The sequence below is a fragment of the Kitasatospora acidiphila genome (assembly GCF_006636205.1).
Taxonomy (GTDB): domain Bacteria; phylum Actinomycetota; class Actinomycetes; order Streptomycetales; family Streptomycetaceae; genus Kitasatospora; species Kitasatospora acidiphila.
Map to the genome: position 1 here is coordinate 5,049,598 of NZ_VIGB01000003.1, position 13,064 is coordinate 5,062,661.

Consider the following 13,064-nt stretch of genomic DNA (forward strand, 5'->3'; position numbering starts at 1 on the left):
ACGAGACCGCCCCTAGCCGGCTGCGTGAGCCGGGTCCGTCGGCTGGACCGTCGCCCGCCGCAGGCGGTGCCGGGCGGTGTGGGCGATCAGCAGGGCGGTCGCCGCGGCGACGGCCGGGAGGACGAAGCCCGCGCCCGGGGCGGTGTGCTGGATCAGCAGGCCGCCGAGCACCGAGCCGGCCGAGCTGCCGGTGATGATCGCCGCGACGGCCACCGCCATGCCCGCGTTCAACGCGCCCGTGGGGAGCAGGCGCTGCAGCAGGGTGAAGCCGCTCACCATGGTCGGCGCGGTCCCGCTGCCGGCCAGCAGCATCGCCGGGGCGAGCAGCGCCACCCCGCCGCCCAGGCCGACTGCGCCCAGCGGGAGCAGCAGCAGCGCGGCCATCGCGGTCAGCCCGAGCAGCAGCCGGCGCACCGCACCGCCGCGCGCGGGCAGCATCCCGAAGGCCAGCCCGGCCGCGCAGGAGCCGGCCGCCTGGAGACCGAGCAGCGGGCCGGCCGCCCAGCTGTGGCCGTGCGCCCCGGTCCAGGCGAGCGTGGTGATCTCCAGCGAGCCGAACAGGATCCCGGTGCCGAAGAACACCGCCAGCAGCGCGGGTACGCCATGGGCGCGGGGGCGCACCCCGTCGCCGGCGGTGACCGGTGCGATCGGCGGCTCGGTTCGCCGCTCGGCGGCGAACAGCACGCCACCGACGGTGGTCAGCACCGCGATCGCCAGCAGCCCGGCCTCCGGCTGCCAGGTGCAGAGCACCGCGCCGAGCACCGGCCCGGTCATGAAGCAGAGTTCGTCCAGGGCCTGCTCCAGGGCGTTGGCGCGGTGCAGGACGGTCGGGTCGTCCTGGTGCAGATGGGCCCAGCGGGCCCGGGCCATGCCGCCCAGGTTGGGGCCGAAGGAGGAGGCGAAGGCCGTGGCGGCCAGTGCCCAGGTCGGGGCCTGCCGGTGGATCAGCAGTACCAGGGCGAGTTGGGGTGCGAGGGTGAGCAGTGCGGCCGGCAGGGCGATCCGGCGCTGCCCGTAGCGGTCGACGAGCCGGCCGAGCAGCGGCAGTCCGATGGCCACGCCGACCATGGCCGCCGCCGTGACGGTGCCGGCCAGCGCGTAGGAGTGGCGGCGGACTGCGATGGCGGTCAGCAGGCTGACGCCCTGCATCGCGTAGCCGAGCCGTCCGAGCAGCCCGGTGAGCGTGAAGGCGAGCGCGCCGGTCGGGGTCAGCACCTGGCGGTACGAGGAGAACACGGGACTCCAGCAGGTCCGTTGAGGCGTTGTGGGATGCCCTTAGCCTCGCCGCCGCCCCCGGGGCCGGTCCAACACCTGTTCGGTGGCATTGACGCAGTTGCGTTGTGAATCCCGCGGAGCTCCTTGTACGCTCCCGCGCATGCCCGCCGACCTGCACCCCCGCCTGCTGCGCGGTTTCGTCGCCACTGCCGAGACGCTGCACTTCGGGCAGGCCGCCCAGCGGCTGCACGTGGCGCAGCAGGCGCTCAGCCGGGACGTCCGGACCCTGGAACGGCTGCTCGGCCGGGAGCTGTTCGCCCGCACCACCCGCAGCGTGGCACTCACCGCGGCCGGGGAACGGCTGCTGCCGCAGGCGCGACGGTTCCTCGCCCTGCAGGACGAGATGCTGGCACCGCCCGGCGGCGGGCCGGTACTGGTCGACCTCAACAGCGCGGTGACCGGCGAGGACCTGACGGTGGACCGGATCCTGGCCGCCGCCCGGGCGGCCGACCCCGGGCTCCAGCTGATGGCCCGCTACCACGGTGGACTGGCCGCCGGGGCGCGGGAGTTGCTGGCCGAACGGCTGGACGTGTCGTTCGGCTGGTTCAACGGGCTGCCGGCCGTGCTGCGCGAGCAACTGGCGCACGTGCCGGTGCGGTTGGAGCAGGTGGCGCTGCTGCTGCCCGAGAGCCATCTGCTGGCCGGGCGGGCGGTGATCCGGCTGGCCGAGCTGGTCGGGCACCCGGTGGACATCTGCGCGGGCAATCCGGCCACCACGGAGTGGGCGGCCTTCGGTGAACGGCTGCTCGGCGCCCACGGGTTGACCGCCGCGCCACCGCTCGCCCCGCCGGTCGGCCCCGCCGAGACCGCGCGCTACCTCGCCCAGCACGCCGTACCGATGCTCACCACCACCGGCGGACCGCAGCTGCCGGGCGTGGTCACCCGCCCGCTGGTGGAGCCGGTGCCGCTGACCCTGGTGAGCCTGGTGCGCCGTCCGGGCCCGCCGGCCGACGGGGTGGCGCTGCTGATCGATCAGGCGGGTCAACTGGCGGCAGCAGAGGGCTGGTTGACGCGCCCGCCGGGGTGCTGGCTGGCCGCGGAGGACGAGGTGCTGCTGGCCGGCGCTTGAGCGGGTTGGCCCCCAGGCGCCCGTGGCGTCCTGAGTAAGCGCTTGCTCAGGACGCTGCTGTGTGGGCTCGTGGGCTCGGTAAGCAAGCGCTTGCTCGGGGCGCCCTGGCCAAGCGCTTGTTCAGCCGTCCGCGCGCAGCTTGCCGCCCTGGCCCCAGCTGTCGGTGGGCACCTCGTGGATCCAGACGGAGACGGTCTCGGCCGGAATCTGCAGGGTGTCCACGAAGGCGTCGGTGATCCGGGCGAGCAGCTCGCGCTTCTGCTCGACGGTGCGGGGGCCCTGCTGCACGGTGACGATGGGCATGATCTGCTCCTCGGTTCGCGGCCCTCCCGGCTGTTCCGGGCGACCTGCTGACGGAGATCAGTTCATCGCAGCAGCGGGGGTGCGACCCAGACCCGATTCGCTCTGGCAGCGATCACGGATCCTGATCGCCGCTGCTCGCACCGGTCGACGCGTCGGCGCGGCAGGTGGCGGCCAGCAGCTCGAGCTCGGGGGAGAGCGGGCCCGGCCGGAGGGCCAGGCTGGTGGGCAGCGCGAGCCCGGGGGCGGCGAACGGGACGAAGGCGATCCGGGGGATCCGCATGATCTTGGCGTTGGTCGCGTAGACCACGGTCCACATCGGGGTGCCGGAGCCGATCGCGGCCAGGGTGTCCTGCAGGGCGCTGCTGGGGGCCGGGCCCGGGATCGGCTCGAAGCCGGCGGCGTGGCAGTTGTTCAGCACCAGGTCGACCAGGGACGGGTTGTCGCGCCGCTCGGTCAGCCGCAGCGGGAGCTCGGCGAGGTCGGCGAACTCCAGGGTGGCGCGCGCGGCGAGGGGGTGGCGGGCCGGGATGGCGGCGACCAAGGGGTCCTGCCAGAGCGGCAGGTGTGTCAGTTCGGGGGCGTGGGCGGGGATGGTTCCGCGCACGAAGGCGGCGTCCAGTCGGCCGTCCGCGACCTGGGCCAGGCGTTCGCGGGCCGGGAGCGCCAGCAGTTCCAGCCGCATGCCGGGTGCCTGGCTCTCGAAGGCGTCCAGGATCCGGTCCAGTCGTTCGCCGAGGCCGGTGATGGTGCCGAGCCGCAGTACGCCCGCACTGCCCGTGGTGAGGTCGGCGGCGACGGCGCGGGCCGCGTCCTCGGCGGTGAGCACCGCCCGGGCGGCGGGCAGGAAGGTCTGGCCGGCGGTGGTCAGACGGACGGTGCGGGGGGTCCGGTCGAACAGCTCGACCTTCAACTCCCGTTCCAGTCGCCGGATCTGCTGGCTGACGGCGGGTTGGCCGATCAGCAGCCGCTCGGCCGCCCGGCCGAAGTGCAGCTCCTCGGCCACCGTGACGAAGTAGCGCAGCTGGCGCAGCTCCACCGCAGATCCTCCCCCGCTCCGTGATCCCCGGTCATCCTGCCGTATCGGCGGATCCGGGGACCACGGGGTGGTGCGGCAGTTGGACGGCGTCGGCCACGGCCGCGGGATCAGGCGCGGACGGCGGAGATGTCGAAGCTGAGCTTGACCTTCTCGCCGATCAGCACGCCGCCGGTCTCCAGGGCCGCGTTGTAGGTCAGGCCGAAATCGGTGCGGTCGACGGTGGTGCGGCCCTCGAAGCCGAGCCGCTGGATGCCGTACGGGTCGGTGGCGCTGCCGGTGTAGTCCAGGTCGAGCACGACCGGGCGGGTGATGCCCTTGATGGTGAGGTCGCCGGTCATCCGGTAGGTCTCGCTGTCCAGCTGCTCGGCGGCGGTGCTGCGGAAGGTGATCTCCGGGTGCCGCTCGACCTCGAAGAAGTCACCGGTGCGCAGGTGGCCGTCGCGCTGCTCGTTGCCGGTGTCGATGCTCTCCACCTTGATGGCGAGCTCGGCGGTGGAGGCGGCCGGGTTGCTGCCGTCCAGGTGCAGGGTGCCCTGGTAGTCGGCGAACTCGCCGCGCACATTGGTGACCATGGCGTGCCGCACGCTGAAGCCGATCCGGCTGTGCGTGGTGTCGACCGTGTAGTCGCCGGTGAGGTGTGCCAGGTCGGCGGAGGGCGTGTCGAGCGTGGCGGCGGGGGCGGTGCTGGTGGCGGCCGGGGCGGTGGCGGTGGCGGACTTGCGGCTGAAGATGCCCATGACGACTCCTTGGTAGGTTGGTTTAGCGTTCAACTTCCTGAGTCCAACGGTAGCGCGCTTTGGTTCAAGCTTCAACTACATCGAAGAAACGTCCGACTCGCTGGTTAGGCTCACGGGGGATCGAGTCGGCGCAGGGGCGTCGACGGACGGCGGAAGCGGAGGTGGCGGCAGCCGATGTTCGCCCTGCATGCCCGCTGGCTGCCGGACGCCGGCGGAGTGGCCCTCTGGGCCGAGGACGCCCGGGCGCTCGGTCGCGCACGGGAGGCAGCACCGGGCCGTGCCGTTTCCACCCACCCGTTCGCCGGCTCGGCCGAGCTGCTGACCCGGCTGCTCGGCGGGATCGGGCCCGGCCTGGAGTGGCTGGCCGGGCAGGCGGCCGAACGCTGGCTCACGCTCACCCTGCCCGGCCTGGGCGGCACGCCGGTTCCCTCGCCCGAACTGCTCGGCGGCGGGGCCCGGCACGCCGACTCCCGGCGGGACTGGCGGGTGCCCGTGCTGGTCTTCGAACCGGCGCAGGCGGCCCAGCTGCTGGGCGAGCTGTTCGACCCGCACTGGGCGCTGACCAGTGCCGAGCTGCCCGAGCTGGGCCGGGTGGACGTCGCCTACGGGGCGTCCCTGCGCTGGCTGACCGGCGTCCACGACCTGGCCTGGCGGCTCGCGGGCGGCGGGCGGGTGCTGCCGGGGCTGGCGCGGGTGCGGGGTGCCGGGTACGCCCGCTGGCAACCGGCGCCGACGGTGGCGGACCACCGCGAGGCGCGCGCCCTCGCCGCCGGCTGCCCGCCGGTGGTCCGTGGCGAACGGCCGGCGGACGAGCTGCTGGAGGAGGCGCTGGCCGTGCTGACGGACCGCGAGGTCCGCGTCGCGCTCGCCGAGCGACCGCTGCGGCTCCCGCAACTGGACGCTGATGACGACGAGTTGGCGCAGCGGTGGTTCGCGGCGCTGCTGGTGGCGGACGGCCCGGGGCCACTGCACGGCCCGGCGGCGGAGCTGGACGCTCTCGCCGTCAAACTGGCCGCCTGGCACGGCGCCGCCGCGCCGGACGCGCTGCGGCTGTGCCTGCGCCTGGTCGAGCCGCTCGGGCCCGATCCGCTCGACCCGCAGGGGCGGGCGGTCGGTGAGCACTGGCGAGTCGACCTGCTGGTCCAGGCGGTGGACGAACCCTCGCTGCTGGTCCCCGCCGCCGAGCTGTGGGCCGGCGGCCCGGCGCAGGCCGCCCTGGCCCGGCACGCCGCCGACCCGCAAGCCGCCTACCTGGCCGCACTCCAGCGGGCCGCCCGCTGCTGTGCGCACCTGGCCCCGGCCCTGCGCGAGGTGCGGCCGACCGAGCTGCGGCTGGACCGGGCCGGTGCGCTGGACTTCCTGCGTACCGCCGCGCCCGCCCTGGCCGCGGCCGGATTCGGGGTGCTGCTGCCCGGCTGGTGGCAGCGGCCACCCCGGCTTGGGCTGGCACTGACCGTGCGCCCGGGCACCCCCAGCGCCGTGGACCGGGCGACCCGGCTCGACCACGACGCGCTGATCGCCTTCCAGTGGCAGCTCGCGCTGGACGGCGAACCGCTCACCGCCAAGGAGCTCGCCGACCTGGCGGCGGCCAAACGCGGCCTGCTCCGGATCCGCGGGCAGTGGATCGAGGCCGACCCCGAACGGATCGCGGCCGCCGTCGGCTTCCTGGAGCGCGAGGGCACCGGCAGCAGCCCGGCCGGTCCGCTGCTCCGGCTCGCGCTGGACCCGGGCGCCCTGGTGGCCGGCCTGCCGGTCGGGGCGCTCCGGGCCACCGGGGTGCTCGGCGACCTGCTGCACCAGGGGGACGACGTACCTGACGGCGGCGCGCTGCGACTGCCCGAAGCGTTCGGCACCACCCTGCGCCCGTACCAGGAGCGCGGCGTCGCCTGGCTGCGTTCGCTCAGCCGGTTCGGACTCGGCGCGGTGCTCGCCGACGACATGGGCCTCGGCAAGACCGTGCAGTCCCTCGCACTGCTGGCCCTGGAGCACGACGCCGGCCAGGCCGACCCCGTGCTGCTGGTCTGCCCGATGTCCCTGGTGGCCAACTGGCGCAAGGAAGTTGCCCGATTCGCGCCGATGCTGCGGGTGCATGTGCAGCACGGCGCCGGTCGCCCCACCGGCGAGGCGCTGCAACTCGCGGTAGCCGAAGCCGACTTGGTGATCACCAGCTACGGCGTGCTGCAACGCGACGCCCCGCAGCTGCGCGCGATCCGCTGGCGCCGGGTGATCGCCGACGAGGCGCAGACCGTCAAGAACGGTGCCACCGCCCAGGCCCGGGCGCTGCGTTCGCTCCCCGCCGCGCACCGGATCGCGCTGACCGGCACCCCGGTGGAGAACCGGCTGTCCGAGCTGCACGCCATCCTCGACTTCGCCAACCCCGGACTGCTCGGCTCCGCCGCCGCGTTCCGCGAGCGCTACGCCGTCCCGATCGAGCAGCACCGCAGCGCCGAGCGGACGGCCGAACTGCGGCGCCGCACCGAGCCGTTCGTGCTGCGGCGGCGCAAGGGCGACCCCGGGGTGCTGGCCGAGCTGCCGCCCAAGCAGGAGAGCACGGTGTGGTGCCCGCTCACCGCGGAGCAGGCCGGGCTCTACCAGGCCGTGGTCGCCGACCTGCTGCACCGGCTGCGCGGACTCAAGGGCGTGGAACGCAAGGGCGCGGTGCTCGGGGCGATCGGGCGCCTGAAGCAGGTCTGCAACCACCCGGCCCAACTGCTGCACGACCGCTCGGTGGTGGCCGGCCGGTCCGGCAAGCTCGCCCGCCTGGAGGAGTTGCTCGACCAGTCGCTGGCCGCCGGCGAGCGGACCCTCGTCTTCACCCAGTACGCCGAGTTCGGTGCGCTGCTGCAACCCCACCTGGCCGCCCGGCTCGGCACCGAGGTGCTCCATCTGCACGGGCGCCTCGGTGCCCGCCGCCGAGCGGAACTGGTGGAGCGGTTCCAACAGGACGACGGGCCAGGGGTGTTCCTGCTCTCCCTCAAGGCGGGCGGCACCGGGCTCAACCTGACCGCCGCCGGCCAGGTGGTGCACCTGGACCGCTGGTGGAACCCGGCCGTCGAGGAGCAGGCCACCGACCGCGCCCATCGGATCGGCCAGCACCGCACGGTGCAGGTCCGCCGCTTCGTCTGCGCGGGCACCGTGGAGCAGCGGATCGATGAACTGATCGACACCAAGCGTGAGTTGGTGAGGTCCGTGATGCCGCAGGGCGAGCGCTGGCTGACCGAGCTCAGCACGGGTGAGCTGCGGGAGCTGCTGACCCTCACCGAGGAGGCGATCGCGGAGTGACCGAACCGGACGGAAGGACTGGAGCGACTGGAAGAATTGGAGCGACTGGAAGAACTGAGCTGGACGACTTCTGGAGCGGGGACTTCACCCTCCGCCGGGAACCTCCCGAACAGGCCCCCGCGGAGCCGCCGCCGTTCGAGCTGCCGGCTGCCAGCGGGGTGACCGTGGGTGGCCGCGACCTCGCGCAGCTGCTGGCGCCGGTCTACCGGGCGCTGACCGGATGACCGGACCGCTTGACCCTCAAGCCGGTCGAGCCCCCAGAGTCCTCGACATGGAGAGTGCGACGCGCGGGATGCGCAGCATCGGCCAGCTGGCCAGGGAGAGCGGACTGAGCGTCAGCTCGCTGCGGTTCTACGACGGCGCGGACGTCTTCGGCCCCGCCTGGGTCGACCCGCAGACCGGCTACCGCTGGTACGCGGCCGATCAGCTGGCCGCCGCCCGACTGCTGGCGCGGCTGCGCAGGCTGGGCCTGCCGCTGACGCAGATCCGGGTGGTGCTCGCGGCGCCGCCCGGCGACCCCGTCGCCCATCGGGTGCTGGACGCCCATCTGCGGCGGCTGGAGGACGGCCTCGCGGACGCGCGGCGCGAACTCTCCGCTGTCCGAGAACTGATCGACCAGAGGGAGCAACCGATGACCGCCGCCACCACCGCCCGCCTCACCGTCGGCCGGGCCGAGCTGGCCGCCGCACTGGCCGCCGTCCGCTTCGCCGTCAGCGCCGACCCCGAGCTGCCGATGCTCGGCGGCATCCTCTTCGACCTGGACGGCGAGACGCTGACCCTGGTCGCCACCGACCGCTACCGGCTGGCGATCGGCCGGGCGCCGGTCCGGGCCGAGCCGGGCACCGAGTTCTCCGCGCTGGCGCCCGCCGCGCTGGCGGACCGGATGCGGGCGCTGGCCGAGGAGGGGGCCGGGGAGCTGGTGCTCACGGTTGCGGGCGGCGAGCTGCGGGCCGAGGCCGACGGGCACACGGTCGCGGGGGAGCGGCTCGACCTGGACTTCCCCGACTACCGCCGGCTGACCCGGCTGGGGCAGACCCACCGGGTGGAGATCGGCAGCGCGGAGCTGCGCCGCGCCGTGCTGGACGGCCCGACCCGGCCGTTCACCCCGGAGCACCCGGCAGGGGAACGGCCGGCGGCCGAGGTGCCGCTGACCGTGCTGGCGGTCGACCGGGCCGGCGCGCTGAGCGTGGTGGCGGGCGAGGTGATGACGCCCACGGCCGAGGAGCGGCTGCGGGTGGCGGTCAACCGCGACTACCTGCTGGACGCCCTTGCCGCCGGGGCGACCGGCCAGCTGGTCCTGGAACTCGACGGCGACCTGGGCCCGCTGGCGATCCGCGCGGCCTCGGGCGAGGCGGGCGGCTTCTCGATCCTGATGCCGGTCCGGGTCTCCTGAGGTCCCACGCCGTCAACCGACGCCGCGGCCAACCGACCGCGGCGTCAACCGCTCGTCGTCAGCCGACCACGGCGCAAACGGGACCGGGCCGTCAACCCACCACGGCGTCAGCCGACCGGGCCGTCAACCGACCACGGCGCGCAGGCCCAGCGTGACGAGTACGGCGGCGCTGACCCGCGCCAGTGCCGTCCGGGCCGGCCCGTGGGCGAAAGCCGCGGCGGCCCGGGCGACGACGACGGTCCAGGTGAGCAGCCAGGCGCAGACCAGCGCCGCCTGGGCGGTGGCCAGCAGCAGGATCTGCGGCGGCAGCGGCCGGTGCGGGTCGACGAACTGCGGCACCAGGGTCAGGAAGATCGAGGCCGCCTTCGGGTTGAGCACGTTGCCGAGCACCGCCTGCCGATACGTGCCGCCCACCGCCCGGTCCACTTCGCGTCCGGCCTCCCTCCGCTGCGCACCGACCCGGTGCCAGCTCCACAGCCCCAGGGCGACCAGGTAGCCGGCGCCGGCCAGGCGGAGGGCGGCGAACGCGGTACTCGACCGCATGACCAGGGCGGAGAGGCCCAACGCGGCGAGGGTGGCGTGGACGTAGAGCCCGGTCGCGGTGCCGGCCGCCACCAGCAGGCCCTGCCGGCGACCGGCGCCGCTCACCCGCTGCACCAGCAGGGTGAAGCTGGCGCCGGGCGTGGCGATCAGCGGGAAGACGGCCGCCAGGAAGCCGGCGACGGCCCGCAGCGGCATCAGGCCTGCCCGTCGGGAACCCGGGGCACCACGCGGAAGTGGGTGGTGAGCCGGTGCTGCTCGTCGAGACCGTGCTCCTTGTCAAAGACGTGGAAGGCGAGCGCGGGCGGCTGGGCGCGGTCCGCGGCCTGGTCGCCCTCCCAGGGCAGCCGCAGCGTCCAGGTGGTGGCCGGGGCGATCAGCAGCGGGCGGCCGGCGAAGGTGCTGGCGGCGGCAGTGTGGGCGTGGCCGGTGAGGATGGCCGCCACCTCCGGGTGGCCGGCCAGCAGCGCGGCGAGCTCCTCCTCGCGCTGCAGCATGAGGGTATCCGGCAGCGGGTGGTGGAGCCGCACCGGCGGGTGGTGGAAGGCGACCAGCGCCGGGGTGCCGGCCGGCAGCGAGTCCAGCGTGTCCGACAGCCATGTCAGGGTCTCGGCATCCAGCAGGCCCTCGTCCGCACCCGGGATGCTGGAGTCGCACATCAGGATCGCGGTACCGCCGATCAGGTGCATCCGGTTGATCGGACCGTCGCCCGCCGGCTCGCCCAGCAGCGCGGTGCGCATGGGTGAGCGGGCGTCATGGTTGCCCGGGCAGGTGAGCACCGGGAACGGTGCGGCGAGGATCCGGGCCGCCTCCTGGTACTCGCTCGGCTCGCCGTGATCGGCGATGTCCCCGGTCACCAGCAGGGCGTCGACGGGGGTGGGTAGTGCGCGCAGGTAGTCCATCACCCGGGCGGCGCGCTCGCGGGCGCGCTCGGTGCCGTCCAGGTGGAGATCGCTGATCTGGGCAAGCAGAACCATCGCGGGGTTCCCCCTCTTGAGTGCCTAACGGTAAACATCGGTTTTTCCGTTGAGGACGGTAGAGTACGGTCGCAGCGTTGATCAAGAGGGACTGATCACTAGGGACTGATCAAGAGGGACTGAGAGGCGGCATGACGACCGGGGTATACCTGGCGCTGGAGCTGGCGAGCACGGTTCGCCACGACGGCAACGGCGGTGTGGCGGACGATCTGACGGACCTGGCCGGGCTGGCCGGCTGGGTCGATGCGCAGCGGGAGCGCCTCGCGGCCGCGGGGTTCACCGCCGCTCCGACGGCGCTGGCCGCCGCGCTCGCCGACCAGGAGACGCTGGCTCAGGTGCTCGCGGTCCGGGCGGCGTTGCGGGCGCTGCTGGCCAGGGCGGTCAGCCCGGCACCGCCGAGTCCGGCGGACGCGCACCGGCTGATCCCGGCGGAGCAGGCGGTGCTGCGACTCAACGCGGCGGCCCAACGGGAGCCGGTGGCACCGCGGTTGGACTGGCCGGCGGGGGCCGAGCCGCACGCTCGGTGGCAGCCGGTGGCGGTGCCCGCGGCAGCGGGCGAGGTGGCCGCCGGGCTCGGGGCGGCGCTCGCGCGGGCCTCGATCGGGTTCCTGACCGGCCCCGAGGTGCGTCGGCTGCGAGCCTGCACGGCGCCGCGCTGTGTGCGGTACTTCCTCCAGGGCCACGGCCGGCAGGAGTTCTGCAAGCCCTCGTGCGGCAACCGGGCCAGGGCCGCCCGCCACTACCAGCGGCACCACGCCGGCCCGCAGGCCTGAAGCCGGACGAGCCCGAGCCGGCCGACGCCCCCATCACGGGGACGCCGGCCGGTGGCGGTGAGGGTGCGGGTCAGGCGGCGAGCGCCTGGTCCTGGGGCTGGGCCTCGGCGGGCTGGGGCTTGCCGCCGCGCATCACCAGGGCGGCCAGCAGCGCGGCGGCCAGCACACCGACCGCGCTGATCGTGAAGGTCGTCGACATCGCGGAGGTGAAGGCCTGCCGGGCGGTGTGGACCAGGCCGGCGTCACCGTGGGCCGCTGCCAGGGCGCCGGTGATCGACTGCTTGGCCGCGTCGGGGGTGCCGGCGGGCATCTTGGCGGCGAAGCCGCTGGAGAGCAGCGAACCGAGGATCGCGATGCCCAGCGCGGTGCCGGCCTGGCCGATGGTGTCGTTCAGTGCGGACCCGACGCCGGCCTGCTCGGCCGGGATGGTGCCCATCAGCGCGGCGACCGCGGCCGGCATCGCGATACCGGCGCCGAAGCCGAGCAGGGCGAGCGCGGTGGCCGGGACGGCGAAGCCGGTGCTCACGGAGACGGTGGTCAGCAGTGCGAAGGACGAGGCCATCACCAGCATTCCGGCCAGCACCAGCGGGCGGTTGCCGGTCTTGGCGGCGAGCTTCATGCCCAGCCCGTTGCCGACCAGCGCGGCGACGGCCAGCGGCAGGAAGGCCAGGCCCGCCTTCAGCGGCGAGTAGCCGAGGACGGACTGCAGGTACTGGGTCAGCACCAGGAGCAGACCGCCGTTGCCGATCTGAACGAGGGTCAGCGAGAGCGAGCCGCCGCTGAAGTCGCGGTGGCGGAACAGGGCCAGCGGGACCATCGGCTCTGGGTGGTGTTCTCCCAGATCACGAAGCCGACCAGGGTGGCGACCGCGACGGTCAGGGTGATCGCGGACTGGCCGCCGAACGCGCCATGCCGCGGCAGCTCGATGATCCACCAGATCAGGGCGGTCATGCCGACGGCGGAGAGCACGGCGCCGAGCGGGTCGGGCTTGCGCCAGGCGCCCTTGGACTCCGGCATCAGGGTGAGGCCGGCCAGCACGGCCAGGGCGACGACCGGGACGTTCAGGAAGAAGATCGAGTGCCAGGAGAAGTGGGCGATCAGCACACCGCCGAGCACCGGGCTGCCCACCAGGCCGAGCATCGACACCGAGCCCCAGGCAGCCATCGCCTTGCCGCGCTCCTCGGCGTCGAAGACGGTGATCAGGATGGACAGCGTCGACGGCATGATCAGCGCGCCGCCGATTCCCATGGTCACCCGGGCGGCGATCACCTCGCCGGGGGTGCTGCAGAAGGTCGCCGCCAGGGAGGCGGCCCCGAAGAGCAGTAGGCCGATGATCATCACTTTCCGGCGGCCGAACCGGTCGCCCAGGCTGCCCGAGGTCAGCAGCAGTCCGGCGAAGACCAGGACGTAGGAGTCCAGGATCCACTGGGTGTCCTGGGCGCTCGCGCCGAGGTCCTTGGCCATCGAGGGCACTGCCACGGTCAGCGCCATGCTGTCGACCGTCAGCACCAGGGAGCTGAGGCAGAGCACGATCAGGACCCACCAGCGGCGGGGGTTGCGGGCTTCCATGGCCGTTCCTTTCGGCTTGCGCACACTGTTCCGTCGATGCGAACACTGTATGCATCAGCGAACAGTGTGCGCAAGCCCGGATGTGTGTACGCTGAATGCGAACGCTGTAC

At 74.0% G+C, this 13,064-nt stretch carries 9 protein-coding genes and 2 pseudogenes; 4 read left to right on the forward strand and 7 right to left on the reverse strand.

Annotated elements, in window-relative coordinates; all coding sequences use genetic code 11:
* Window positions 1-12: 12 nt before the first annotated feature.
* Window positions 13-1,236, reverse strand: coding sequence for an MFS transporter (locus E6W39_RS23870; RefSeq protein ID WP_141635264.1), 1,224 nt, complete (start codon window positions 1,234-1,236; stop codon window positions 13-15).
* Between the two features lie 139 nt (window positions 1,237-1,375).
* Between E6W39_RS23870 and E6W39_RS23875 the strand changes: the two genes are divergently transcribed.
* Entirely contained in the window at window positions 1,376-2,344 is a 969-nt protein-coding gene (locus E6W39_RS23875; RefSeq protein ID WP_141635265.1) for a LysR family transcriptional regulator, read from the forward strand.
* A gap of 120 nt (window positions 2,345-2,464) precedes the next feature.
* On the opposite strand, the pseudogene dmpI reads toward E6W39_RS23875, so the two are convergent.
* The 3 genes and pseudogenes from dmpI to E6W39_RS23890 all read right to left on the reverse strand — a co-directional run.
* Window positions 2,465-2,659: pseudogene (gene dmpI, locus E6W39_RS23880) on the reverse strand (4-oxalocrotonate tautomerase DmpI); the annotation flags it as partial.
* A 100-nt stretch (window positions 2,660-2,759) separates the two neighbouring features.
* Window positions 2,760-3,683, reverse strand: coding sequence for a LysR family transcriptional regulator (locus tag E6W39_RS23885; RefSeq protein WP_141635266.1), 924 nt, complete (start codon window positions 3,681-3,683; stop codon window positions 2,760-2,762).
* 107 nt (window positions 3,684-3,790) lie between these two features.
* Window positions 3,791-4,420: a YceI family protein gene (locus tag E6W39_RS23890; RefSeq protein ID WP_141635267.1), complete on the reverse strand. Its 630-nt coding sequence runs from the start codon at window positions 4,418-4,420 to the stop codon at window positions 3,791-3,793.
* A 174-nt stretch (window positions 4,421-4,594) separates the two neighbouring features.
* Between E6W39_RS23890 and E6W39_RS23895 the strand changes: the two genes are divergently transcribed.
* Both E6W39_RS23895 and E6W39_RS23900 read left to right on the forward strand, forming a co-directional pair.
* Window positions 4,595-7,702 carry a DEAD/DEAH box helicase gene (locus E6W39_RS23895; RefSeq protein WP_141635268.1) on the forward strand — a complete coding sequence of 1,036 codons (3,108 nt, stop codon included), beginning with the start codon at window positions 4,595-4,597 and terminating at the stop codon, window positions 7,700-7,702.
* 271 nt (window positions 7,703-7,973) lie between these two features.
* On the forward strand, window positions 7,974-9,095 hold the full coding sequence (locus E6W39_RS23900) for a DNA polymerase III subunit beta family protein (RefSeq protein WP_141635269.1): 1,122 nt from the start codon (window positions 7,974-7,976) through the stop codon (window positions 9,093-9,095).
* Between the two features lie 123 nt (window positions 9,096-9,218).
* Here E6W39_RS23900 and E6W39_RS23905 read toward each other — a convergent pair whose 3' ends face one another.
* Window positions 9,219-9,833: a LysE family translocator gene (locus E6W39_RS23905; RefSeq protein ID WP_141635270.1), complete on the reverse strand. Its 615-nt coding sequence runs from the start codon at window positions 9,831-9,833 to the stop codon at window positions 9,219-9,221.
* Window positions 9,833-10,612 (reverse strand): phosphodiesterase, encoded by a 780-nt coding sequence (locus E6W39_RS23910; protein WP_141635271.1) that lies wholly within the window; start codon window positions 10,610-10,612, stop codon window positions 9,833-9,835. The genes E6W39_RS23905 and E6W39_RS23910 overlap by 1 nt, the downstream gene beginning before the upstream one ends.
* Window positions 10,613-10,743: 131 nt before the next feature.
* On the opposite strand from E6W39_RS23910, the gene E6W39_RS23915 reads away from it, so the two are divergent.
* Window positions 10,744-11,385, forward strand: coding sequence for an ABATE domain-containing protein (locus E6W39_RS23915; RefSeq protein WP_141635272.1), 642 nt, complete (start codon window positions 10,744-10,746; stop codon window positions 11,383-11,385).
* 70 nt (window positions 11,386-11,455) lie between these two features.
* Here the strand turns inward: E6W39_RS23915 and E6W39_RS44250 are convergent.
* Window positions 11,456-12,954: pseudogene (locus tag E6W39_RS44250) on the reverse strand (MFS transporter).
* Between the last annotated feature and the right edge of the window lie 110 nt (window positions 12,955-13,064).

Excerpts from the sequence above, each read along its gene's own strand:
- E6W39_RS23875 (WP_141635265.1), top strand. The coding sequence starts at position 1,376 with ATGCCCGCCGACCTGCACCCCCGCCTGCTGCGCGGTTTCGTCGCCACT.
- E6W39_RS23890 (WP_141635267.1), bottom strand. The coding sequence starts at position 4,420 with ATGGGCATCTTCAGCCGCAAGTCCGCCACCGCCACCGCCCCGGCCGCC.
- E6W39_RS23895 (WP_141635268.1), top strand. The coding sequence starts at position 4,595 with ATGTTCGCCCTGCATGCCCGCTGGCTGCCGGACGCCGGCGGAGTGGCC.
- E6W39_RS23900 (WP_141635269.1), top strand. The coding sequence starts at position 7,974 with ATGGAGAGTGCGACGCGCGGGATGCGCAGCATCGGCCAGCTGGCCAGG.
- E6W39_RS23905 (WP_141635270.1), bottom strand. The coding sequence starts at position 9,833 with ATGCCGCTGCGGGCCGTCGCCGGCTTCCTGGCGGCCGTCTTCCCGCTG.
- E6W39_RS23910 (WP_141635271.1), bottom strand. The coding sequence starts at position 10,612 with ATGGTTCTGCTTGCCCAGATCAGCGATCTCCACCTGGACGGCACCGAG.
- E6W39_RS23915 (WP_141635272.1), top strand. The coding sequence starts at position 10,744 with ATGACGACCGGGGTATACCTGGCGCTGGAGCTGGCGAGCACGGTTCGC.